22 protein-coding genes and 1 tRNA gene are annotated in these 22,729 nt (G+C 70.9%); 7 read left to right on the top strand and 16 right to left on the bottom strand.

Annotated elements, in window-relative coordinates; all coding sequences use genetic code 11:
• Nucleotides 1-2 precede the first annotated feature (2 nt).
• Nucleotides 3-1,001, bottom strand: coding sequence for a hypothetical protein (locus IPH07_32270; GenBank protein MBK6922112.1), 999 nt, complete (start codon nucleotides 999-1,001; stop codon nucleotides 3-5).
• A 36-nt stretch (nucleotides 1,002-1,037) separates the two neighbouring features.
• On the bottom strand, nucleotides 1,038-2,522 hold the full coding sequence (locus tag IPH07_32265) for a hypothetical protein (GenBank protein ID MBK6922111.1): 1,485 nt from the start codon (nucleotides 2,520-2,522) through the stop codon (nucleotides 1,038-1,040).
• 80 nt (nucleotides 2,523-2,602) lie between these two features.
• Here IPH07_32265 and IPH07_32260 point away from each other — a divergent pair, with 80 nt between their 5' ends.
• Entirely contained in the window at nucleotides 2,603-3,085 is a 483-nt protein-coding gene (locus IPH07_32260; protein MBK6922110.1) for a hypothetical protein, read from the top strand.
• Between the two features lie 11 nt (nucleotides 3,086-3,096).
• On the top strand, nucleotides 3,097-4,452 hold the full coding sequence (locus IPH07_32255; protein ID MBK6922109.1) for a radical SAM protein: 1,356 nt from the start codon (nucleotides 3,097-3,099) through the stop codon (nucleotides 4,450-4,452).
• Here the strand turns inward: IPH07_32255 and IPH07_32250 are convergent.
• The gene (locus IPH07_32250; GenBank protein ID MBK6922108.1) at nucleotides 4,449-5,273 is read right to left on the bottom strand and encodes a hypothetical protein; all 825 of its coding nucleotides are present in this window, start codon (nucleotides 5,271-5,273) and stop codon (nucleotides 4,449-4,451) included. The genes IPH07_32255 and IPH07_32250 overlap by 4 nt on opposite strands.
• Nucleotides 5,274-5,370: 97 nt before the next feature.
• Here IPH07_32250 and IPH07_32245 point away from each other — a divergent pair, with 97 nt between their 5' ends.
• Together IPH07_32245 and IPH07_32240 are read left to right on the top strand one after the other, a co-directional pair.
• Nucleotides 5,371-5,649, top strand: coding sequence for an acylphosphatase (locus IPH07_32245; GenBank protein MBK6922107.1), 279 nt, complete (start codon nucleotides 5,371-5,373; stop codon nucleotides 5,647-5,649).
• Nucleotides 5,650-5,743: 94 nt separating this feature from the next.
• Nucleotides 5,744-8,755: a hypothetical protein gene (locus tag IPH07_32240; protein MBK6922106.1), complete on the top strand. Its 3,012-nt coding sequence runs from the start codon at nucleotides 5,744-5,746 to the stop codon at nucleotides 8,753-8,755.
• 6 nt (nucleotides 8,756-8,761) lie between these two features.
• Here IPH07_32240 and IPH07_32235 read toward each other — a convergent pair whose 3' ends face one another.
• The 7 genes from IPH07_32235 to hemJ form a co-directional block, all read right to left on the bottom strand.
• Nucleotides 8,762-9,412 (bottom strand): DUF2621 family protein, encoded by a 651-nt coding sequence (locus tag IPH07_32235; GenBank protein MBK6922105.1) that lies wholly within the window; start codon nucleotides 9,410-9,412, stop codon nucleotides 8,762-8,764.
• 65 nt (nucleotides 9,413-9,477) lie between these two features.
• A tRNA-Val gene (locus IPH07_32230) sits at nucleotides 9,478-9,549 on the bottom strand.
• 49 nt (nucleotides 9,550-9,598) lie between these two features.
• Nucleotides 9,599-10,105, bottom strand: a complete 507-nt coding sequence (gene folK / locus IPH07_32225) for a 2-amino-4-hydroxy-6-hydroxymethyldihydropteridine diphosphokinase (protein MBK6922104.1) — start codon at nucleotides 10,103-10,105, stop codon at nucleotides 9,599-9,601.
• Nucleotides 10,102-10,422, bottom strand: coding sequence for an iron donor protein CyaY (gene cyaY, locus IPH07_32220; protein ID MBK6922103.1), 321 nt, complete (start codon nucleotides 10,420-10,422; stop codon nucleotides 10,102-10,104). Before cyaY ends, folK begins: the two co-directional genes overlap by 4 nt.
• Nucleotides 10,423-10,436: 14 nt before the next feature.
• Nucleotides 10,437-10,727, bottom strand: coding sequence for a hypothetical protein (locus tag IPH07_32215; protein ID MBK6922102.1), 291 nt, complete (start codon nucleotides 10,725-10,727; stop codon nucleotides 10,437-10,439).
• Nucleotides 10,728-10,802: 75 nt separating this feature from the next.
• On the bottom strand, nucleotides 10,803-11,588 hold the full coding sequence (locus IPH07_32210; protein ID MBK6922101.1) for a hypothetical protein: 786 nt from the start codon (nucleotides 11,586-11,588) through the stop codon (nucleotides 10,803-10,805).
• A 111-nt stretch (nucleotides 11,589-11,699) separates the two neighbouring features.
• Nucleotides 11,700-12,131: a protoporphyrinogen oxidase HemJ gene (hemJ, locus tag IPH07_32205; protein ID MBK6922100.1), complete on the bottom strand. Its 432-nt coding sequence runs from the start codon at nucleotides 12,129-12,131 to the stop codon at nucleotides 11,700-11,702.
• A gap of 313 nt (nucleotides 12,132-12,444) precedes the next feature.
• Here hemJ and IPH07_32200 point away from each other — a divergent pair, with 313 nt between their 5' ends.
• Entirely contained in the window at nucleotides 12,445-13,209 is a 765-nt protein-coding gene (locus IPH07_32200) for a hypothetical protein (GenBank protein MBK6922099.1), read from the top strand.
• Here IPH07_32200 and IPH07_32195 read toward each other — a convergent pair.
• Both IPH07_32195 and IPH07_32190 read right to left on the bottom strand, forming a co-directional pair.
• Entirely contained in the window at nucleotides 13,190-14,395 is a 1,206-nt protein-coding gene (locus IPH07_32195) for a threonine synthase (protein ID MBK6922098.1), read from the bottom strand. The genes IPH07_32200 and IPH07_32195 overlap by 20 nt on opposite strands.
• Nucleotides 14,396-14,399: 4 nt before the next feature.
• Entirely contained in the window at nucleotides 14,400-15,104 is a 705-nt protein-coding gene (locus IPH07_32190) for a 7-carboxy-7-deazaguanine synthase QueE (GenBank protein MBK6922097.1), read from the bottom strand.
• Between the two features lie 147 nt (nucleotides 15,105-15,251).
• On the opposite strand from IPH07_32190, the gene asnS reads away from it, so the two are divergent.
• Together asnS and IPH07_32180 are read left to right on the top strand one after the other, a co-directional pair.
• Nucleotides 15,252-16,643, top strand: coding sequence for an asparagine--tRNA ligase (asnS, locus tag IPH07_32185; protein MBK6922096.1), 1,392 nt, complete (start codon nucleotides 15,252-15,254; stop codon nucleotides 16,641-16,643).
• A gap of 278 nt (nucleotides 16,644-16,921) precedes the next feature.
• Nucleotides 16,922-17,371, top strand: a complete 450-nt coding sequence (locus IPH07_32180) for a hypothetical protein (protein ID MBK6922095.1) — start codon at nucleotides 16,922-16,924, stop codon at nucleotides 17,369-17,371.
• Nucleotides 17,372-17,413: 42 nt separating this feature from the next.
• On the opposite strand, the gene IPH07_32175 is transcribed toward IPH07_32180, so the two are convergent.
• From IPH07_32175 to IPH07_32160, 4 genes are read right to left on the bottom strand one after another with little or no spacing between them, the layout of a single operon-like run.
• Nucleotides 17,414-18,580 carry a hypothetical protein gene (locus tag IPH07_32175; protein ID MBK6922094.1) on the bottom strand — a complete coding sequence of 389 codons (1,167 nt, stop codon included), beginning with the start codon at nucleotides 18,578-18,580 and terminating at the stop codon, nucleotides 17,414-17,416.
• Nucleotides 18,581-18,602: 22 nt separating this feature from the next.
• The gene (locus tag IPH07_32170; GenBank protein MBK6922093.1) at nucleotides 18,603-19,277 is read right to left on the bottom strand and encodes a hypothetical protein; all 675 of its coding nucleotides are present in this window, start codon (nucleotides 19,275-19,277) and stop codon (nucleotides 18,603-18,605) included.
• On the bottom strand, nucleotides 19,274-20,587 hold the full coding sequence (locus IPH07_32165) for a formimidoylglutamate deiminase (protein ID MBK6922092.1): 1,314 nt from the start codon (nucleotides 20,585-20,587) through the stop codon (nucleotides 19,274-19,276). Before IPH07_32165 ends, IPH07_32170 begins: the two co-directional genes overlap by 4 nt.
• Nucleotides 20,584-22,635, bottom strand: a complete 2,052-nt coding sequence (locus IPH07_32160) for an aspartyl protease family protein (GenBank protein MBK6922091.1) — start codon at nucleotides 22,633-22,635, stop codon at nucleotides 20,584-20,586. The genes IPH07_32165 and IPH07_32160 overlap by 4 nt, the downstream gene beginning before the upstream one ends.
• Nucleotides 22,636-22,729: the final 94 nt, after the last annotated feature.

The following is a 22,729-nucleotide window of genomic DNA, read 5'->3' as shown; positions in this document are numbered from 1 at the left end:
GCTCAACGCACGCTGACGTCGGCGCCGCCGGCGAGCACGACCCGTGTGCCACCACCACCCGTCGAGCGCTCGATGAGCGCAACGCCGTCGATGCCGGCGCGCACCAGGTCGCGGCGCAGGCGGTGGACGAGCACGTTGATCGCGGTACGATCGCTCGGCTTGCCCGGCCATACCCGCGGCAGCAGCACGTCGTCGGGCACGAACTCGCCGACGCGTAGCGGCGCTGGCGGCTGCAGCAGGCACGCCATCAGATCGCAGCGACGATCGGCGAGGTACAGCGAGCGTTCGCGGCCTCCGACCACCAGCCGCAGGCGTCCACCGTTGGGCAGGAACTCGAGGGTCGCGGCGGTCGCCTTCACCGCGCTCGGTCGATCGGCGCCGCGGGTGGTGGCATCGTGGCCGCCGCCGCCTGCGATGACGCGCATGACCTCGCTGCCGACCGCGACGCGCGTGCCCGCACCGACGGCCTCGATGGCGCCGGCGGCCACGGCCTGACCGTCGAGCGTGCCGGCGTCGCCGAACTCGACCAGCAGGCGGTCATCGACCACGCGCAGGATCAACGCGCGCGGCGGCATGCCCTCGATGCGAACGTCGTCACCCGCGTCGGAGCCGATCGTGAGCGGGCGGTCGCCCACGCCGAAGAACGCCCCGCCCACGCGCTCGATGACCCAGCTGGGCTCGCCGTCGCGTTCACCGACGGTCTCGGCGACGACGCGGTACTGCTGGCCGACCACCTCGATCACGGCGCCGTCGACCAGCGCGCGCGAGCCCTCGACGAGCTCGGTGCCGAGCTTGGTCGGAGCGCGACCCATCGCGACCACGTGCGGGCCGTCAGCGGAGAGATAGACCAGCGCCTGGCGGCGACTGGCGTCCTGCGAGACCAGCACCACATCGCAGTCGGCCGCGCGCCCGAGCAGACAGCCGCCGGGCTCGACCCGCCTGCGGCTGCCATCGGGCAGCACCAGCCACCAGGTCGACGTCGTTGCGCGCGGGGCCTTCACGGACGCCACATGATAGCGCCCTTTGACCGCCTGCCTTCACGGGCGCACGAAGAACGCGTTGGCGTAGATCCAGGGTCGCGGCGCGTCGGCCAGCGCGACGTAGTCGCCGAGCCAGCCCGCCAGGTGGTGCGGCACGATGCGGACCTCGATGCGGTAGGCCCCGGGCGCGTCGGGGACGTAGTCGATGGTGTCCACGCCGTCGTGCACCTCTTCGAATCCACCCTCGATCGCGCGCATGACATGCAGGGAGATCTCGGGCGCGGTGACGCCGGGGTCGAGCTCACGCACCGAGGGCGCGGTCGCGTGGATGGTCGGCGCGTCGGCGAGCGAGACCTCGCCGCCGATTTCCACGATCCCGGCCGCGCTCTGCACGTGGGCGTCGAAGCCCTCGGGGTAGCCCATGTACTCGAACGCCGCGTACAGCCGACGCGCGCGCAGGGCCTCCTTGAGCGCCCGGTCGTCCCATGATCCGTCGGCGGCGGGCTCGACCAGGAGGTGGTTCGAGAACCACTGCATCATGCGGCGGAAGCTGTCGACGCGCTCGCCGTCGGGGAGCACCTGCATGAACGTGTTGCGGTGGGCATCGGTGCCGACCGTGGTCACGCGCCGCACGTCGTGGGCGAGCACGCTGCCCCAGCGCTCGAGGTAGCGCGGGTCTTCGCTCCACATCGGCATGATCGCGAGGTCCGAGTGCGGCAGCCCCTCGCCGCCAGCGGCGAGCTTGGCCAGGAGCTCGGCCACGGCGGGAAGGTTGAGCAGGACGTTGGCGTGGAGGTTGAACATCTCGAAGCCATCGAGCGGCAGGGTCTCGAGCTGCTCGACCGACCAGTCTTCGGTGTGCGCGACCAGGCTGACCGCGCCGGCCGCCTTCAGCGCCATGATCGCCTCCGGCGTGACGAGGCCGTAGTCGCCGCGATCGTCGGCGTGGTGCTCGAGCCCGACCGGCATGGTCGCGCCCTCGCTGCCCGCGAGCAGCAGCACCGGCGCGGCCGCATCACAGCCGCTCCAGTTGCCGACCGGCTGGCCGTCGCGCTCGAGCAATGCGTCGCCGCGATCGGGGTCGTACAGCAGCGTGTCGGGGTACTCGTTGTCGGCGAAGCGATCGGGGTGATCGGTGAACATCACGAAATCGTGGCGGGTCTGACACAGCGCGCGCCGCAGGTCCTCGAAGCACTCGCGGTTGGACTCGCCGTCGGGATCGGTCGGCATCTCGTCGCAGGCGTCGTGCGAGTACACCGAGTGCGTGTGCATGAGCCCGCGTAGATCGAGCAGGCCGCGCGGGCTGGGCTCCGGCAGCGAGGGGTAGACGGTGCCGGGCTGCCACGGGCCCTGCGGCTCGCCGGTGTCGCCAGTGCTGGACGAATCGGCGGCGGTCGAGCCCGACGCATCGCTCGTGGCGGCCCCGGTGGAGGTGGGGCCCGAGGACGCGTCGACGGTCGTGCTCCCGCCGGGACCGCCGTCGCCCGCGCCACCGCGGCACGCGGAGACCAACGTCAACGCCAACGCGTAGTGCCCTCGCATTCCCCGCTTGTAGCACGCGGCCCCGGGGGTTTTCGTGGCCATCTTGCGCGCGGCCCGGGAGCCGAGGGAGGATCGTCACCATGATGCTGGCATGTTCTGGCTGTGGTCGTTTCGTGCGCGCCGAGTCTTCGCGTTGTCCCTTCTGTGAGGCCGCGATCGCCCACGCGCGTGCGCCTCTGGGTGGCTTCTTCGGCGTGCTGCTCGGGGTCGCGTTGTCGGCTTGCGGTGGCGACGACGCCGAGAGCGACACCGGCTCCGCGTCGGGCACGATGACGTCGACGACGGCCTCGACCACCGATGGCAGCGGCAGCTCGACCGCGAGCAGCGACAGCATGACGTCGGCCACGAGCGGCAGCAGCACCGAGGTCACCGGCCCGCTGTACGGCCCGGTCACCGACTCGAGCATCACCGACACCGCAACCGACGACTCGGGCGGCAGCACCGGCGGCAGCGACTCGGGCTCGGGCTCGGGCTCGGGCTCGAGCGGATCGACGGGCAATGGCGACACCAGCAGCGGCTCGGCCTCGGTCGGACCGCTGTACGGTCCGGCCACCGGCGCCTGAAGAGGCCCGCCGTGGCGCTCGACGACGTCCGCCGCCGCTTGCCGGTGGTCACCCACTTCCCAGCGCCCAAGGATCGCAGCTTCACCGATCGCGATCTCGGGCCCTCGCCGCGCTGCGCGATCGCGGTGTGGGAGTTCACCTTGATGTGTGACCACCGCTGCCTGCACTGCGGGCCGCGGGCCGGCTTCGCTCGCGACGACGAGCTCACCACCGACGAGGCCCTGCGCATGGTCGACGAGCTCGCGGAGCTCGGCGTCGGCGAGGTCGCGCTGATCGGCGGCGAGGCCTACCTGCGCGACGACTTCCTCTTGGTCGTGCGGCGCATCCGCGAGCGTGGCATGACCTCGAGCATCGTGACCGGCGGCTGGGGTCTGAGCGCCGAGCGCTGCGCGGCCGCCCGTGAGGCCGGCTTGATGGTGGTGTCGGTGTCGATCGACGGCCTCGAGGCGCATCACGATCACGTGCGCAACAAGAAGGGCAGCTGGCGTCGCGCGTTCGAGGCGGTCGCCAACGCCCGCGCCGCCGGCATGCGCGTGGGCGCCAACACCCAGATCAACGCGCTGACCCGCAACGACCTCGCGCCGCTGCTCGATCGCCTGACTGACGCCGGCGTGGTCGCGTGGCAGCTGCAGTTCACGATGGTGCACGGCTCGGGTGCGGATCATCCCGAGCTGATCCTGCAGCCGCACATGATCCCCGAGCTGTTCGAACAGCTCGGCGAGCTCGCCGATCGCTGTCGCGAGCGCGGCATCAAGTTCCTGCCCGGGAACAACATCGGCTACTTCGGCCCCAACGAGCAGAAGCTGCGGTTCGTTCAGAAGCGCGGCGGTCACTACGGTGGTTGCACGGCCGGCGTGGTCACGCTCGGCATCGAGAGCAATGGCGTCATCAAGAGCTGCCCCAGCCTGGGTGGCGCGACCAACCAGGGCGGCAGCTGGCGCGAGCACGGCTTGCGCGCGATCTGGGATCACGCGCCGGAGATCACGTACATCCGCGAGCGCACGGTGGACGATCTGTGGGGCTACTGCCGCGAGTGCTACTACGCCGACACCTGTCGGGCCGGATGCACGGCGACCAGCGAGCCGCTGCTGGGCCGCCCGGGCAACAATCCCTTCTGCCACCACCGCGCGCTCGAGATGCGGCGCGTGGGTCTGCGTGAGCGCATCGAGCGGGTCGCCGCCGCGCCGGGTCTGCCGTTCGACAACGGCCTATGGCAGGTCGTGCGCGAGTCGAGCGACCCCGAGGTGGCCGCGCGCGAGGGGCCGGTTGCGATCGAAGGTCCGCGGGTCTCGCGGCTGGTCGATCGCATGGGTCCCGGTCGCGAGCTGGCACCCGACGAGATCGCAGGCACCACGCGCGAGCGCTAGAAGCACGCGTCGGTGTCGATCGACCAGGTGCCGCCGCACGATCCCGCGAGTGGACCTGCCGAGGTGCCAGCCATGCAGGTGTTACCGGCGGTGCACCAGCCGCAACCGACCGTGCCGGTGCACGAGACGCAGGTCATCTCGCCGGCGCAGTCCTCGGGGCAGATGTCGAAGTACCACTGCTCGTCCTCGCACGAGCCGCCCGGCGCCGGCATGTCGGGTGCGCCGGGCATGCAGGTCGAGTTCGACGCACACCAGCCGCATCCTTGATACGCGTCCTGGCAGCTGGCGCAGTCGGTCTGCGCGAAGCAGTTCGCCGCGGGGCACGAGAAGAAGTCGCCGTCGTCGACCCACCCGCCGCTGCAGCTGCCGCCCGCGGGGCCGCTCGCGTCGCCGGCCGCACAGCTGCCGGTCGCACCGCACCAGCCGCAGCCGTCGACGGCGCCACAGTCCTCGCAATCGTCGAACGCAGCGCAGTCCGGGGCCGGCCCCTCGCTGCCGCTCGAGCCGTCGGCGGTGCTCGCCGCGCTCGCGCTCGACGAGCCACCGCTGGCGTCGTCGCTCGCAGTGCCAGTGGAACCGGTCGAGCTCGTCCCGGTCGAGCTCGCGCCGGTCGAGCTCGCGCCGGTCGAGCTCGCGCCGGTCGAGCTGGACGCGCTCGCATCGCTCGAGGTCGCGGCCTCGCTGCTGCCCGACGAGTCGACGCCGGTCGACGGCCCCGCCGTCGTCGCACCGGCCGAGCCGCCGTCGTCGTCGCCGTCGGACGCCGTCACGAAGCACGCAGACAGCGCAATCACGAGGAATCCCAGGGTCGCAGGTCGCATTCGCAGGCCGAGGTTCCGCCACCGGCCCGGCGGTTTAACCCCCGCACGAAGGCTTGGTAGCATCGTCGACGTGAACGAGCGCGGACGCAACGACACGGTGCAATGGCGGCGCATTCGGGCGCGCGTGGTCGGCGTCGTGCAAGGGGTCTCGTTCCGCGCCAGCGCCCAGGCCAACGCCACCAGCCTCGGGCTCTCGGGCTTCGTCCGCAACGAGGCCGATGGCAGCGTCACGCTCGAGATCGAGGGCGATCAGAACAAGGTCGAAGCCATGGTCGAGTGGTGTCGACAGGGCCCACCAGGGGCCCGCGTCGACGACGTCGTGGTGCTGAAGCTGCCGCCCACGCTGGTGCGTGCGCCGTTCTCGATCAGCACCTGAGCTCGTCGCGGCTGCGCGCGAGCGCGTCGGCTTTGACCGGCACGCGCGACAGGTGGCACGCTTGGAGGCGAGCGTGGGGCGATGTCGATCATCGGTGAGCCTCGCGATGTGCCTCGTCGGTGCATCGTGGGTGGCGGCGTGCGGAGGATCGCTGCACCCGTTCGAGTCGGGCTCCGCCAGCGCGTCGGGCACCCAGGGTGGCAGCGGTGACAGCGGTGATCCGAGCGGTGCGTCCGGCGACGGCGGCGAGGCGGTGCCGTCGGGCCTGTTGTACGTGCGCTGCCCTCGGACCCAGGTGCCGCTCGAGGTCGCCGCCGACGTCACTGTCGCCGGCGCGGTGGTGCCACGGACGCGGACGTTCGGCTTCGTCGACGTCTACGACGCCCTACCGAGCGCGCTGCGGGACCGCGACTTCGCTGCGCCATGTGACCTGATGCTGCACGACGACGACGGTACGGACACCGTGCTGTTCGACTGCAGCGCCACCAGCACCGAGGTGCAGACCTGCGCCGCCATCGACCCCGCGGTCGCCTTCGACGGTCGCTCGATCGCGTTTGCGGTGGTGCACGGCAGCATCGCGCATCGCTCCGAGAGCGTGGTCGGCCCGGCGCTCGACCCCGCCGCCGACGACGTCATCGTGCGCTACGTCGACCTGCCCAACCCGGTGCTGGTCCCGACCCATGCCGACATCCACGTGGTCGACCTCGTGAGCGGCGAGGAGCGCATCGCGGCCGCGCCACCGGGCGAGATCCGTCGAGCCCCGACCTTCCTCGAAGACGGCCGGGTGATGTTCACCGTGCGCCGCGACGATCGGCTCGGCTCGCTGCTGCGACAGGGTAGCGGGCAGGCCATCACGACGCCGTCGCTGGTCGAGCTGTTCGTGCTCGACGACGACGGCGAGGGTCTCGTGCGCGCCGGCGCGAACGCGACCACGGCCAGCGTCGCGCCGCGCCAGCTGATCGACGGCCGCGTCGCGCTGGTGTCGAGTCACAGCGAAGGCCTGCGCGCGTACCGGTACAACAACGGCGCGCCCGGTAGCGCCGGTGCCTACCGCAACATCCACCACCTCTACGTCCAGGACCCCGACGGGGCCCGCTTTGCAGCGCTGCTCGGCGAACACACCCACCTCAGCTCGGGCCCGCTGCAGCACAGCCAGATCGCAGGGTTCGATCAGCTGCCCGACGGTCGCCTGCTGTTCGTCGAGAGCAGCAGCCCCGTGGGGGCCGGGGCGTTGTTCGCATTCACGCCCGATCCGAACGGTCTCGAGGGCCCGGCGCCGCACACCGTCGCCGACAGCGAGGTGTTCCTGCCGACCGATCTCGATCATGTCGCGCCGTGGAGCTCGAGCTGGATCGGCTTCTCGCCAGCGATGCCCGAGCCGCCGCTCTCGGTGGCCGGGTTCGCCGATCCCCTGGCCTTCGCGGGGTTCCTGCGCGATCCCACCGCCATCGCCGGCGGGGCTCTGCTGCTGACGTGGACCAAGGGCGCGTGCAGTGAGAACGCGTCGAACACCGGCCCGCCGTTCCCCGACGAGGCGCCGCCGCCCGCCACCTCCGGCACCACCGGGCTGACCCCCGTGAACGCGCTCGAGTGGCTCGGCGCCGACAACCCCGGCTGCGATGCGGGCATCTACCGCGTCGACGGCCTGCCGCTCGATCATCCCAACCAGCTGGTGCCGATCATCGACTCGCCCGCCTACCACGAGATCATGCCGCGACGGATCGGCCCCTGGGCCGGGCTCTACGCCGCGGCCGCACCCGAGCACATCGAGCCGGCGCACCGAAGGGCACCGCAGCTGGCGGCGCTGCCGTTCGCGACACCGTTCGCCGTGCTCTCGGGCTCGTCGCTGTTGCAGCACGAGACCCGCAGCGTGGTCGGCAACCCCTTCGGCAGCGAGACCCACTGGGCGCTGCAAGGCGCGCAGACCTCCGAGTGGGGCGACGACGAGGTCTGCGGCGTGCGCATCAGCGCACTCGCGACCAACGTCGCCGACGATCTCACCACGATGTTCACCGCGATGGGCCATCGCGCGTGGATCGTCGCAGAGCTCCCCGTGCGCAAGTTCGACGGCGGTGTCGCGGTGGTCGATCCGCTGGGCGACCCCGACACCTCCTTCCGCGTGCGTGTGCCGGCCGACACGCCGTTGTTGATCGCGGGCCTCGACTGCGAAGGTCGGGCGTTGTCGTCGTCGCAGGTACCGTTCTCGACCCGGCCGGGCGAGGAGCGCACCTGCGGCGGTTGTCACGTGCGCTCGCAGCTGCCGCTGCGGTTCGAGGAGACCGCCGCCGCCGATGCGGCGCCGCTGCTCGCCGGCGGCGGGCAGGTGCAGCTGCTCGCCGGCGGCACACCCGAGGCGCCCGAACTCGAGCTGCGCGAGGGCTTCGGCGTGTCGATCGAGTTCGAACGCGACGTGTGGCCGATCCTGCAGGCGCGCTGCGTCGAGTGCCACGCCACCGACGCCGCCGCCGGCGGCCTGCGCCTCGACCTGCCCGGCGTCGATGTTGGCTCGACGTGGTGGCGGCTCACCGCCGACTATCCGCAGCAGTACGTGCCGGTGGGCCAGCAGAACCCCGCCGGCACGCTTCGCAAGCCGCAGCTGTCCCGCCACGTGCGCTTCATGTCGGCGCGCGGCAGCCTGCTGTACTGGAAGGCCGCCAACGCGCGGGTCGACGGTCGCACCGATGCCGACCTCGTCGGCGACGATGCCGATGTCGACTTCGGTGTCGATCACCCGAGTGCGATCACACCCGAGGAGCTACGCACGCTGGCGCGTTGGATCGACACCGGCACCGCCGGTGGCGAGGCCGTTCGTGCCGACACCGCGGCACCGGTGTTGGTGGCCCGAATCGCCGGCGCCGCGCCGCAGACCCTCGCGCTCGGCATGGTCGACGTCGGCACCGGGATCGACGTCGACGCGCTCACGGTGCAGTGGCGCGGTGACGGCGGATGGACCGACCTCGCGCCGGGGGTCGGGGCCGCCGCGGGCATCGTGACGGTTGCGCTGACCGGCGTACCGATGGACGCGACCCTGCGCGTCGGTGTGCGCGATCTCGCCGGTAACGCGACCACCATCGAGCGCGCGCGGGCATCCCTGCTCGAGCCGTGACCGCGACTACTCCGCGTCCCAGTCGGCCTGGTAGCGATCGACGTCGACGCCGTGCTCGATGAGCGGCTTGCGGTTGCGTCCGCGGGTGACCTTCGGGCTCGAGAGGATGAAGCCACGGATCACCTCCTCACGCGTGACCAGCTTGGTGCGGGCGGCGAGTTCCTCCGTCACCGCGACCACGCGACGCCGCGCCAACGCGCGGAACAGCGCCGGCACGCTCTTGAGCAACGACTTCAGCATGGTCTCGGCCTCTGGCTGCCACGACAGCACCGTCGGCAGTTCGGGCACGAAGTCGTACTCGTCCTCGCTCAGTGCGCGCCACACCACGATGGTGTTGCCATCGGGGTCGCGCACCGCCCCCATGATCTCGAGCTCTGGCGTTCGTGCGGCGGGGTAGAGCAGCTTGGCGCCCGCGCGCTGGAGGTGCTCGAGCGCACGCTCGACCGTCGGCGACTGCACGCGCAGCGACACCCGCTGCTCCGGGTTGCGCACCGCGATCAGGCGCAGCGAAGTGCTGCCCGCGTCGAGGTCGAGCCAGCCCTCGCCCTCGGCCCGCACCACGAAGCCGAGCGTCTCGGCGTAGAGCCGCCGCGCGCGCGGCAGGTCCGAGACCAGCACGTCCACGTGGCTGAGGCCGAAGAAGGTGACGTCGTCCATCGCGGGCACATCCTAACCGCGATCGCCCCCGCGGGCGGTGTGTCGGTCTCGGCCACCGACGGCGGTAGGCGGAACAGGGATCGAACCTGCGACCAACGCGGTGTAAACGCGCCGCTCTACCACTGAGCTATCCGCCTGCGTCGCGTCGCGAAGGTAGCACAGCTGTCGTGGCGTCGGCCACGGGCGTCACAGCGGCGAGGCCGAGCCGTCGATCACGAGGCGTTCGGCGGCCGGGAGCCCGGCCAACAGCTCGGCGACCTTGCGACCGTCGTGTTCGAGCTGCGGCCATACGTGCAGCAGCGGCTGTAGCACGAAGTCGCGATGGACCAGGCCGGGGTGCGGCAGGATCGGCGCGGCGTCGCGCTCGACCGAGCGCACGGCCCCATCCGGGATCCACGCCAAGAGATCGAGATCGATGGTGCGCGCGGCCCAGCGTTCGGTGCGGATGCGGCCCATGGCGGCTTCGATCTCGTGCAGCGCTGCGAGCACGCGGGCCGGCTCGCGGTCGACCGGGCACGCGACCGCGGCGTTGAGGAAGTTCGTGGCCGATGGGCCGAGCGGGCGGCTCTCGAACACCGGTGAGCAGCGCACCGGCCCGCCGAAGACCTCGCGAATCGCCGCGACCGCGGTGCGGAGGTGATCGCGGCGGGGCTCGATGTTGCTGCCCAGGCCGACCAAGGCGGTCGCGATCACAGCGACACGTCGACGCCCAGCTTGCCACCCACCGAGCGTGCGAGCGTGCCCATCAGCTCGTCGCCGTTCTTGCTCGCGACCCACCGCTCGCGCTCGGGCACCCAGTCGAAGTGCCACGCCGTGCGGCCCGCGGCCATCCAGATCTGACCCGCGGCGCTGTGGGCGTTGACCACGAAACGCACGCCGTCGTCGAACGACAGTGTCAGCACGTCACCGGCCAGCTGGACATCGAGCGCATCGTGCTCGAGCGCGCCGAGCGTACGCTCGATGTGTTCGAGCGCGTGCGACGACAGCTTGATGAACTCGTCTCGCTCCACGGTGGTCCTCGTCGTCAGGGGGCGGGTGCCTTCGCGGGTCCGGGATCCCGCGGCTCGTGCGTCGGCAACGGGCCGAGGAGCTCCTCGGCTTGCTCCGGCGTGAGCTCGACGATCTCCTGCTGTGAGCCGTCGGGCAGGGTGATGACGCGCTTGTGTGGCGCCAGCTTGCGATCGAGCTCGTCCTGCTCCGTCGGCGCCGGATGTCGCTCCGCCCACCAGCGGTCGAACGCGCGGTACGACAGGTAGCCGAGCAGCGGCACGTAGATGCACAGCCGGATCAGGATGCCCTTGCGAGGCAGTCGCACCGGCTGACTGTGGCCCAGCTGGCGCGGCACCGCAACCCACCCCGGCCAAGGGGGGCGTCGCGAAGGACCGTGCGCTCAGGGGACCGACACGAACGCGACGATCCGCTCGGTGCGGCCCTCGATGTAGCCACCGGGCGCGAAGCTCGACGGGTACGCGACGTCTTCGTAGCGTGCGAAGCGGTACTGCGCGTCGCACTTGTCGCGCGCGCCGCCGGCGATCACGGCGGCGGGGATGAGCCAGTTGCCGTCGTCGTCGACGTCGACGCCCATGCTGTCCTTGTAGTCGTGCTCGGCGGTGCCGGTCTCCAGGCAGATGCCGTTGCCGATCTCCTCGACGAGCGTGATGCGCATCGAGCCTTCGGGCGCAGGTGGTGCCCACGTCAGCATGAAGTCCGCCGAGCGCGAGACCTTCGCCATCGGTGCCGGCGCCGTGATGTCGAACGCTTCGGGCAGCTCGATGGCGACCGCGGTGCGCTCGCCATCGGTCCGCGTGAGCACCACCTCGACGCTGCGCTGGCCGTCGGCGGGCTGCGTGTGCGAGTAGATCACCCGCTCGTTGCGCTCGGTCTGGTTGGGCTGCTCACCCGCGATCGAGAGCTCGTCGTCGCTGCACAGGGAGATGCCATCGACGTCGGTGCTGCGGTCGCCGACCGCGAAGTCGACCTCGGTGCGCAGGCTCAGCCCGTTGTCGACCAGCGTCGCGACGATCGAGATCTCGTTGGTCGGCACGCCGCAGCTGTTGCGATCGTCGTCGCCCTTGCACGCCGCCGACAGTGCGAGCCACGCGGCGAGGTGGCCGTGCAACCGCGACGCCGCAGACCTTCGCTGCGCTCGGCCGTGGCCGCGGCGTGGACGTACCATCGGACGATCATAGGCGGGTGGCCGACGCCGGACAACGCGCCAGCAGGGCGCGCGCGCGCGCGCAACGTGGGGCCGTGTCGGGGCCCTCGGGCGACGCCGGCGGCGGGGCGCTCAGAACGGCTTGAGGACGGCCATGCAGACGATCGTCACGAGCAGCACCGTGGGCACTTCGTTGATCAACCGACACTGGCGCGAGGTCAGACGGCAGCGTCCGGCCTCGAGGTCGCGGCGCACCTTGCCGCAATAGAAGTGATAGCCGAACAGCAACAACAGCGCGGTGAGCTTGACGTGGAACCACCCCGACGCGAGGTAGAACGAGAAGTCGCGTGCCCACAGCCACACGCCGAAGAGCGTCGTGATCACCATCGCGGGCCAGCAGATCCCGCGATACAGTCGCCGCTCCATCACGCGCAGCAGGGCGGTGACGCGATCGTCTTCGCGATTCTCGACGTGATAGACGTACAGCCGGAAGATGTAGAAGAGGCCCGCAAACCACGTCACGACTGCGATGATGTGGAGTGCGCGCAGTCCGTCGTAGGACATCGCCGCAAGGCTAGCAGCCTGGCCCCGGCCACGCGTGCGTCCCCGCTCGAGGTGAGGCCGGTGAACCCCTGGCGCCGCGAGGGTTCGTCCCGGACGTGGCGAAAGTGAGCCGAGTCATGGGCGGGGCGAGCGTGCGCGCACGTGCACGGCCGGCGCGCGGTCATGGGCCGCGGGTCGGGCGAGCGCGGGACGTCGACGCACGGCAACCACGGCCGTCCGATCGTGTATCGTCGTACTCGCCATGGCGGAGGGGCCCGACAGCACGCGGCGTGACACGGTCACGCGATCGGATGCGGCCCGTCGGAACAATCCGATGAACCGCTTGGTGCCGTACCTCGACCTCTTCGCGCGCCTGGCGGACGACGAGCTCGCGCGGCTCGCCGGTGTCGAGCTCGAGGTCGTCGCGACGCTTCGTCGCCAGGTGGTGGAGATCGGCAACGGCCTCGCGCAGTACCTCGATCTCCTGCCGCGCCTCACCGACGAGGAGCTGATGCGCCTGACCGGGGCGAGCGCGAAGACCATCCGCTTCTGGCGTTTGTGTCAGCCGCGGCACGCTCGCGGCATCGAGGCGCGCGCGGAGATTTCGTCGATCACGCCGATGCCCCGACCTGCGCCCACCGCCACGCCGGCGCCGGCCGAACCACCGCGCAAGCGGCGGACCACCGGCGTCGACATGCAACCGGCTGCGGCGTCGAGCAGCGCATCGATGCCGGTGGCGAACTGGTCGAGTGAAGCCACCGCCACCAACGCGGCCACCATGATCACGCCGGCGCCGCACCAGGTGCCGCGACGTGGCGCCTCGTGGGACACCACCAGCCCCACCGGTACCGCCACCATGGTCACTCCCGTGGGGCAGACCCCCGCGATGTGGGGGACACCGTCGCCCTCCGACACCGCGACGATGCCCGCCGGTGCCGCCGCAAGTCCGCGGCCGACCGTCGACCCGGCCGAGAGCCAGCACGGGCACTCGCTCGAGATCGCGGGCGAGCCGTTCCCTGGCTACGAGCGCTGGCGTCCCGCGCTCAGCGTCGACCCCGAGGACGAAGCCGAGTTCGCGATCACCGAGCTCGATCCGTAGCCGGCCCGTCGAGTTCCGGCAGGAGCTCGACGTACTTGGTCCCGGCGCCGGTGTTGAAGGTCAGCACCTCGTCGTCGGGGCGGATGTAGCCGGACGCGCGTAGCGATCGGATCGCGCTCACGCACGCGCCTGCCTCGGGGCAAGCGCACAGGCCTTCGCTGCGGGCCAGTAGCGCCATGTCGGCGAGCAGCTCGCGATCGTCGATCGCGATCGCGGTGCCGCCGGTCTCGCGGAGGATCTCCAGCATCATGCGATCGCCCACCGCCTTGGGCACCCGGAGCCCCGACGCCAGCGTGTGCGCGGGTTCGAAGGTCTCGGCCTCGTCGGCGCCGCGCTCCCACGCCCGCACGATCGGCGCGCACCCGCTGGCCTGCACCACCACGAAGCGCGGTTGTCGGGCCTCGCGGAGCCAGCCGAGTCGCGCGAGCGCAGCGATCGCGGCGTGCACGCCCAGCAGGCCGGTGCCACCGCCGGTCGGGTAGACCACCACATCGGGCACGCGCCAGCCGAGCTGCTCGCAGATCTCGAGCCCCATCGTCTTCTTGCCCTCGAGCCGGTAGGGCTCTTTGAGCGTCGACACATCGAAGGCGTCGAGCTCCTCGCGCATCTGCGCGACTCGTCGGCCGCAGTCGTGGATCAGCCCTTCGACGCGGTGCAGCGTCGCACCGTAGAGCAGCACCTCGCGTTGGTTGACGATGGGCGTGTCGCTCGGCACGAACACGTGCGCAGGGCGTCCGGCCCGCGCAGCGTAGGCCGCCAGCGCGCCACCGGCGTTGCCCGCCGAGGGGATCGCGAACGCACGCACGCCCAGGTGCACCGCCATGCTGACGGCGGCCGCGATGCCGCGCGCCTTGAACGACCCCGTGGGCTCGACGCTCTCGTCCTTGATCCACAGCTGTCGCACGCCCAGCGCTCGTGCGAGCCGTTGCGCGTCGACCAGCGGGGTGTCGCCCTCGCCGAGCGTCACGGGCGCTGCGTCGAACGGCAGCGGAAGCAGCTCGCGCCAGCGCCACATCCCGCGCGCGCGCGCGCTGACGGCATCGCGATCGACCGCTCGTGCGATGCGGTCGAGATCGTAGCGGCACACCAGCGGTCGTCCCGCCGCCGACAGGCCGTGGAGCTGGCCGGCGGGCACGGCAGCGCCGGTGGCCGAGCAGCGGAGATCGAGCAGGTATGTGTTGGTCATTGCGTCAGGTCCCGGGCGTGTGGCCGAACAGGGAGATGTGCAGGCGCAAGCCCAGCCGGAAGCCGGTCGCGTGGCACAGGGGCACCAGCGCCGCGAGCTCACCACCGAGCCGTGCGCCGTCGATGCACTCGGGCATCAGCAGCACGTGGGCCCGATCGGCAGCGGGTAGCGACAGCTCGGCGAGCAGCGCTTCGATCTCGTCGATGTCAGTGCGCAGCGCGTCGGGGTTCCCCGCACGCACCACGAACTTCAGCTGCCACGGGCCCGCCATCAGCGCCTCGATGATCCGCGGCCGTCGGCGTCGATCCTCGTGCCGCGCAGCCCAGCCTGGGTCTCGCCCATGCGGCGTGCTGTGGGCCAGCTTCGGGCTCATCGACATCAGATCCGCGTGCACGTTCGGCAGCGCCACGGTCGCCGCGGTCTCGATCGTCACGTGGTGGCCGCGGCCTGCCAGCGCCTTCGTGAGGTCGACGGTCTCCGTGAAGAGCAACGGTTCGCCGCCGGTCACGACCACATGCCGTGGCCCGCTCGCGCAGCGTTCCACCAGCGCGTCGACCGCGATGCGATCGCCGCGCGGTGCCCACGAGGTCGCCGGTGAGTCACACCACACGCATCGCAGGTTGCAGCCGCTCACGCGGATGAAGCTGCTGGGTACGCCCGCCAGCTCGCCCTCGCCCTGGATCGACACGAAGGTCTCCTGCACCCGCAGCGACGGCGTCGATGCGGGCTCGGCGGTGGCGGGCGGGGTCACCTCGGATGGATCCCACGGCTGCGCCCGCGAGGGAAGCGTTCGATCCCGGTCCACCGTCACTCCGGTCATTGGCCGCGCGGCCGCGTGCTACGCTCCCGCGCCGTCATGCAGTCCGTTCGCACCCGCATCGCCGAAGTGCTGGCCTGGAGTCCTCCGCGCGCCGATGTGCGCGTCAAGGGCTGGCTTCGCACCGTCCGTGACAGCAAGCAGGTCGTCTTCCTCGAGCTGAACGACGGCTCGTCGATGGCCAACCTGCAGATCGTCGTGGATCCGGCGCTGTCGAACCTCGACGACGTCCGCCGCCTCACCACCGGCTCGTCGGTGTCGGTGTGCGGCGAGTTGGTCGCCTCACCCGCGAAGGGGCAGACCGTAGAGCTGCACGCCACGCAGGTCGAGATCATCGGGCGCGCCGACCCGGACTTCCCGCTGCAGAAGAAGCGCCACAGCTTCGAGTACCTGCGAACGATCGCCCACCTGCGCGCGCGTACGAACACCTACGGCGCCGTGTTTCGAGTCCGTAGCGCGCTCGCCCACGCGGTGCACTGCTTCTTCCAGGACCGCGGCTTCGTCTACGTGCACACGCCGATCATCACCGCCAGCGACGCCGAGGGTGCGGGCGAGATGTTCCGCGTGACCACGCTCGACCCGGCGGCGCCACCGAAGACCGAGGGCGGTGCGATCGACTGGGACTCCGACTTCTTCGCGCGGCAGGCCTACCTCACCGTGTCCGGGCAGCTCAACGGCGAGACCTTCGCGCTGGGGCTCGGTGACATCTACACCTTCGGCCCGACGTTCCGCGCCGAGAACTCGAACACGAGTCGCCACGTCGCCGAGTTCTGGATGATCGAGCCGGAGATGCCGTTCTACGATCTCGACGACAACTGCACGCTGGCCGAGGCCTTCGTGAAGCACCTGGTCGGCACGCTGCTCGAGCGCTGCGCCGCCGACGTCGAGTTCTTCAACGAACGCATCGATCAGGGTCTGATCGCCCGACTTCGTCATGTGCTCGAGTCCGGCTTCGATCGCATGACCTACGGCGAGGCGGTCGAGCGACTCACGGCGAGCGGTCAGAAGTTCGAGTATCCGGTCTTCTTCGGCGCGAACCTGCAAGCCGAGCACGAGCGCCACCTGACCGAGAACATCGTCGGTCGGCCGGTCTTCGTCACGGACTACCCGAAGGAGATCAAGGCGTTCTACATGCGGCGCAACGACGATGGCCGCACGGTCGCGGCCGTCGATCTGTTGGTTCCGCAGGTCGGCGAGCTCATCGGTGGCTCACAACGCGAGGAGCGACACGACGTGCTGTTGGAGTCGCTGCAGCACGCGGGCCTCTCGCCGGAGAGCTACGCGTGGTACCTCGACACGCGCCGCTACGGCACGGCGCCGCACGCCGGCTTCGGCCTCGGCTTCGAGCGCATGATCATGTACGGCACCGGCATGCAGAACATTCGCGACGTGATCCCGTTCCCCCGCACGCCGCGTCACTGCGACTTCTGAAGGTCGGCGTGGTCCCGCGCGCGGCCGAGCGTCCGCCGCGGTGGTCTGCCCCCCGTGCCCCGCGATTTTCTCCGTCGCGCAGCAACTTTTTTTGTCCCGCGGCCCCGGATCGACAGGGTGGCCACGAGGTTTTTCGCGTGATTTCAAGATCCTCGCGGATAAATCGATCCGGGGGGTGGGACGTTGAAGGTTTGCACCGCTAGGTCGTCGTAGTGAGGGTCCGCCAAGGCACCACCCCGAACTCCCGCCTGGCCGCAACCACGAGGAACGAAGACATCATGTACCTGCGAAGGAACAAAGTCCGCTGTGGCGAGTCGCGCCGCACTTACCTGTCCATCGCCCACAACGTCTGGTGGTCGGGCGAGGGCAATCGTCGCGCGCAGAGCCGTCCCATCGTGGTCGCGAGCTTCGGCGTAGAGGACAACGTCGACATCGAGCTGGCTCGGGAGCTGGTCCAGGTCGTCGAGAAATGCGCCCCCAAGTTCGCGACCAAGCGTGGTGAAGGCAAGGCGGCGACCATGCGCATCGCCCAGGAAGTGCGGAAGATCGAGCCCTTCTTGAAGGCCCTCGCGAGCCGCAAGCTGAACCTCTCGCAGCATCTCCCGCCGCACCCGGAGCGCTTCGCGATCCTCGAGGCGCTCATCCGTGACCGCCTCGCCGAGCCCACCGCCGGGGCCCGCGAGGACGAGATCCTCGACAGCCTCAAGGCGCGCTTCGAAGTCGCCTGAACATCGCGCGATCCCCCAGGGGATCGTGCTCTGCTCGTCTCATCAGCTCTGCCCGCCGAGGAGGTCGTCGACCACTTCGGCGGGCAGTGCCTGTTCTGGCTTGCGCGAGACGAACACGTGGCGCTTGCCGTCACTCAGCAACGTGCCGTAGCCCACCCGCGGCGCCAGCACCTCGAGCACCCGCAGGTCGTGGGCACCGATCTGTCGGGCGACCGCGCGCTCCTGCAGCAGCGGACGCGACAGCGGCGTGCTCTCGAGGAAGACCTCGCTGAGGAACTCCACGCGAATCGCGACGTCGGAGCGCTTGCCCTGTAGCTCGTCGGTCATCGCGCGCGGGAGCCCGGGCGGGAGGTCGCCAGCGATCTTGGCGACCACCAGCGGCCGCAGGAGATCGGGCTCGGAGAGGCCGGCGCTCGGCATGCAGATGATCCCGAGCTCGTCGCTGCGATGTCGGAGATCGCTCTGCATGGCGTCGGCGCGCCGACGTTGCTCCGCGGCCTCCGCGGCGGCCTCGGTGGCGCGCCGCTTGGCGTCCTCCTCCACGTTCGCCCGGGCGGGGGGTGGCGGCGCAGCGGGCCGCGCGGCAGGGGCCGCCTGCGCGGCGGGACGTGCAGGCCCCTCGGGCGGCCCATCCTCGAGCTCGTCGGCCGGGGCGCCGTCGCGCCCGATCAGCGTCATCAGCAGCTGCTCATCGTTGTAGCTGCTGGCCTCGACCAACGAGATCGCCACCCGCGGCGAGCCCGGGAAGCCGGCCGCGAGCTCGCTCATCGGGAGCCGCATCTGCTCGCACAGGCGCGCAACCGGCCAGCCGGCATCGCCGCGTGCGACGTCCTCGGTGGCCTCGTCCGAGCCGATGACCTGCCCGCGCTGGGCGACGAGGAAGCCCTCGCGTCGCTTGCCGGCCGGCCCAGGCTGCGCCCAGTACAACAACACGCGGTGGGGCAGCGCTTGGCTGCTGATCAGCCCGAGATCGGCATTGGTGCGCCAGAACTCGGCAGCGTCATCGCCGACGACGTGTCCCTCGATGCGCAACAACAACACACGCGAAGCCTCGTGGCGCACCGCGATCAGCTGGGCGTCGAGGATGTTGCGCGCCTTGCTGACCAGCAGCTCGGCGAAGATCGCCGCGAGCTGCGAGAGCCGGAACATGTCGAACGGGACCAAGATCCCGCCGTGGCTCGTAGGCGTCGTGGCTTCGGGGTCGGTCATGGTGGCCGGAGGATAGCAGGGTCTACGGCGGTGGCGGATCGACCTTCGGGGTCACCAGTGTGCCGAGTACGGCGACCGAGACGAACCACTCTTCGGCGGTCGCGCGCGCGTGGCCGATCGCCAGCGTCGAGCCACCGTCGACGGGGCAGGTCGAGAACTCGGCCTCGTCCCCCGCGGTGCTGACTGCCTTCGCGAACGGGCGCGCGCAGTGGTGTGCGAGCGCATCCGTCGCCCGCGTGGCGATGTCGCGGCTCTGCGGCCCGCTCAGCTCGCGCATCTCGAAGCCGATCACGCCGGTGCGAGCGACCTCGAGGATGAAGCTGCGGCGCTCGAAGTTCAGCGCGGGCTCGGTGAAGCACACGTACGTGGGACCGGTCTCGCTCGCGCTCGGCTCGGGCGTCACCGCGCACCACTGCCCAGTCGTCGCGATCAAGGTGTCGCCGTCGATGCCTGTGGCGAGGAGGTCGATCGCGTCGGCGAGCCGGTCATCGAGGCCGGACCATGCGGTCGGGCTCGTGCGTCGGGGATCCCGTCGCTGCGGGTTGCGTCGAGCGCCGCCGTCGGTCGTGGGTGCCGGCTCGCCGCGCTGTGCGGCCTCGAAGGCCGCTCTCGTGCGCGCGTCGGTGCGGTTGGCACAGCCACCGCCCACCGCAGCCGAGGCGAACATCGCGAACGCGAGGAGCGGTCGGGGGCTCACGGCAGGATCTCGCGGCCTCCGACGACCACGTGGGTCACGAGCGCGCCGGTGCCCGCCATCAGGATCGCGTCGAGCAGATCGTGATCGGCCACGCTCTCGAGCACGCGATGATCGCGGCCGATGACGGCGGCGTCGAAGGGGGCGCCGGCACGCAGGCTGCCGAGCTCGGGGCGCCCGAGCGCTCGTGCAGCGTCGCGCGTACACATCCGGAGCAGCACACCGCCCAGGCCGACGCCGGCGGCGGCCAACCGCACGCGACGGCCGGTGCGCCAGCGCTCGCCGAGCTCGAGCCAGCGCGCCTCCTGCAGCAGATCGATCACGGTATTGCTGTCGCTGCCGAGCGCGATGCGGACACCCGCCTCGGCGTAGCTCGACGCGGGCACGATGCCATCGCCGAGATCAGCCTCGGTGGTTGGGCACGCACACACCTGGTGACCGGTCAGCAGGCGGCGATCGTCGTCGTCGACGTGGATGGCGTGCACGGCCGTGAACGCACCGGGCCGATCGAGGCAACCGCTGTCGCGCAGCAGCTGCAGCGGTGAACAGCCATGCTCTGCCATGCAGAGTTGGTTCTCGCGCGGTTGCTCGGAGACATGGGCGTGCAGCGGCAGGCCGTGGGTGTTGGCGTGCTCCGCGAGCGCGCGCAGCGAGGGGGCGGAGACCGCCCGCACCGAGTGCGGCGCGATGCCGACCGCCACGCCGCGCGCACGCAAGCGCTCGAGCCGCTCGAGGTAGGCTTCGACGCTCCCGTCACAGAAGCGGCGCTGCTCCGGCAGCGCGGGGGCCCCGTGTCCGGCGCGCTCGTAGTAGGTCTCGAGCAGCACCAGGCGGATGCCGACGTGCGCGGCGGCCCGCACGATCTGCTCGGAGAGCAGGTCCGGTGCGTCGTAGCGGCTGCCGTCGGGCCGGTGGTGCAGGTAGTGGAACTCGCCGACGCAGGTGATCCCGACCGCGAGCATCTCGGCGAACGCGCGCCGGGTGATCTCGAAGACGCCGTCGGGATCGAGCTGCGTGGCGGCGCCGTACATGGCGGTGCGCCAGCTCCAGAAGTCGTCGTCGTCGTGATTGCGGTGGTGGGTGGCGCCACGGATGCCACGCTGGAACGCGTGACTGTGGGCGTTCACGAAGCCCGGCAGCACGACCGCGCGGCCGAAGTCTCGCACGACCTCGGCGACGGGCACCGATGCCAGCGCATCGCGGGGCCCGGCCCGAACGATGATGCCGTCCTCGTCGACGTCCCAGCGCGGCAGCGTGATCCAGGCGCCGTCGACATCGCCCGCATCGGCGAGGAACGTGCGCGATGGGCTCACTGTGTGATCCAGAGGCGCTGGGTCTCGTAGTCGATCACGACGCGCTTGCGGCCGACTGCACCGAGCCCGATGACGCCGTCGATGCGGAAGCCGTCCGAGCTCTGGGTCTGCTCGAAGAAGCCATAGACGCCGGCCAGCTTGCTCAGCGCCACGCCGCCGACGTCGAGCGACGGCACGGTGACCAGCGGGATCTCGTCGGAGCGCAGCGCCGGGGCACCGACGCCGGCGAACGCATACGCCGGCTGATTCGCCGCCAGGTCGGCGCCGCGCATGCCGGTGTTCACCAGGTAGAGGCCCTCGGCGGGGCCCATCTTGGCGCGCACGTAGATGTGGTGGGACTCGTGCAAGTAGAACGGCACCGCGGTGCCGACCCGGTGAGCTTCGCGGGCGGCCTTGCACTTCGAGCCGGGAGCGACCAGCTCGAGCTTGCCGCCCGCGATGTCGAGATCGACCATGAACTCCGACAGCGCGCGCGTGCCGATGACACCGCGGATCTTGTCCTTGGTCTCGCCCGCCATCTCCGAGATCACGTCGTCGGCGAGCACGGTCACGGGCACGTTTGCGATCGCCACGCCCGCGACGGTCATCGACTCGAGCTGACTCCAGCCGACCTCGGGCGAGTTCGGCGAGGCATCGCCGGCGCGCACCGACAGGCCGAGCTCCTTGGCGAGACTCTGGGCGACGAAGACCTCGGCCGAGCCGCTGTCGACGATGGCGCCGGTGTGCTTGCCACCGATCTCGAGGTCCGCGATCGCCAGCGGCGTCGATGCGAGCAGCTTGGCGCTGCCGACACAGCCCGCGGGCATGGTCGCGTTCAGCGGCTTGCCGACGAACGAACGGTAGCGCCCCGCCGTGGTCGCGCTGCCGGCGGTGTCGAGGTCCTTCGCGAGCTTGGCGAACTCGCGCTGTCGCACGTGGATCCACGCCTGTTGTCGCGCGATCGCGTCGGGTCGCACGCCGAACTTCGCGGCCTTGGGCAACGTCCGCGCGGCGCCCGAGAGATCGCCGCGCAACAGCTGCACGCGCGCGAGGATGAACAGTGCCTCGGGCTCCTTGGGGTCGAGCGCGAGGCAGGCCTGCGCTGCGGCCTCGGCGGCCTCGAAGTGGGCGGCCGCGAACTCGAGCCGCGCGACGGCGACCTTGGGCCCGACCTCGCGCGGCGCCGCATCGGCCTCTTTGTGGGCCTTGGCCAGCGCCTCGAGCAGCGGATCGGCGGCGGGCTTCGGGGTCTCGAGCTTCGGGATCGCGAACTTGGCGACCTCGACCGGCCCGTGGCTCACGCGCTGGGTCTCGAAGTCGACCATTTGCTCGCGCTGCCCGAAGCGATTGGTGACGCGGATGCGAAACGGCACCAACACACCGTCGACGGCTTGATAGTCGTCGTAGGTGATGATCTGCTGGCGGCGGTTCTCGCCCTCGCCCTCGTCGATGCTCTCCTCGTGCAGCAGGCCGGTGGCGCGATCGAACCACAAGTTCTTCGCCGGCTGATCGGGCGCGACGCGCCACTGCACGCCATCGAGGGTCATGACCTTGCCGGTCGCGTCCTCGTTGCGCGTCGCGAGCAGGGTCGTCTCGATGCCGCGCTCGGTGACGCCGAAGTACCAGTGCAGCAACGCGTCCTCGCGCGAGACGGTGGCCTCCTCGGGGGTGTCGATGCGTAGCAGGCCGTCGCCGGCGAGCGACCAGCCGGCCTTGCCGTCGTAGCCGCGCTCCTCGATCAGATCACCGAGCACGGTGCGTCGGTAGAGCTTGCCGTCGGCGGTGGTCTCGAGCACGAACGACCCGTTCTGATCGGTCTTGAAGCACGAGCCGTCGTCGGCCTCGCAGCCGGCCTCGGCGCGGTAGATCATGCGGGCCTCGACCGTGCGCTGCTTGATGGACTCGAGCTTCGGTGCGCCGCCGATGGCCTTGATGTGCCGTGCGAGCACATCGGCCGCGGTGGTCGGCGCCGCCGCACCTTGGTCGGTCGGCTCGGTGGTCTCGGGCGGCACGCGCAGGCAGCCCGCCAGCGAGGTCAGCAACAGGAGCGGCAACAGTCTTCGGCGCACCTCGGGGACGGTCGCGCGAGCACGGCGCCCCCGTCAAGGCGACGACGGTCCCCCCGTGCTTGCACGCGTGGTGGGCATGGGCCAAGGTGCAACG

This window comes from Deltaproteobacteria bacterium (assembly GCA_016709225.1).
Lineage (GTDB): Bacteria > Myxococcota_A > Polyangia > Nannocystales > Nannocystaceae > Xiheibacterium > Xiheibacterium phototrophicum.
The sequence above is the reverse complement of the archived record's forward strand: the minus strand, read 5'-3'. Positions and strand labels throughout refer to the sequence as shown.

Bases quoted from the DNA above. Each gene is read 5' to 3' on its own strand.
- IPH07_32265 (MBK6922111.1), bottom strand. From the start codon at position 2,522: ATGCGAGGGCACTACGCGTTGGCGTTGACGTTGGTCTCCGCGTGCCGC.
- IPH07_32260 (MBK6922110.1), top strand. From the start codon at position 2,603: ATGATGCTGGCATGTTCTGGCTGTGGTCGTTTCGTGCGCGCCGAGTCT.
- IPH07_32250 (MBK6922108.1), bottom strand. From the start codon at position 5,273: ATGCGACCTGCGACCCTGGGATTCCTCGTGATTGCGCTGTCTGCGTGC.
- IPH07_32235 (MBK6922105.1), bottom strand. From the start codon at position 9,412: ATGGACGACGTCACCTTCTTCGGCCTCAGCCACGTGGACGTGCTGGTC.
- IPH07_32210 (MBK6922101.1), bottom strand. From the start codon at position 11,588: ATGGTACGTCCACGCCGCGGCCACGGCCGAGCGCAGCGAAGGTCTGCG.
- hemJ (MBK6922100.1), bottom strand. From the start codon at position 12,131: ATGTCCTACGACGGACTGCGCGCACTCCACATCATCGCAGTCGTGACG.
- IPH07_32200 (MBK6922099.1), top strand. From the start codon at position 12,445: ATGAACCGCTTGGTGCCGTACCTCGACCTCTTCGCGCGCCTGGCGGAC.
- IPH07_32195 (MBK6922098.1), bottom strand. From the start codon at position 14,395: ATGACCAACACATACCTGCTCGATCTCCGCTGCTCGGCCACCGGCGCT.
- asnS (MBK6922096.1), top strand. From the start codon at position 15,252: ATGCAGTCCGTTCGCACCCGCATCGCCGAAGTGCTGGCCTGGAGTCCT.
- IPH07_32180 (MBK6922095.1), top strand. From the start codon at position 16,922: ATGTACCTGCGAAGGAACAAAGTCCGCTGTGGCGAGTCGCGCCGCACT.
- IPH07_32175 (MBK6922094.1), bottom strand. From the start codon at position 18,580: ATGACCGACCCCGAAGCCACGACGCCTACGAGCCACGGCGGGATCTTG.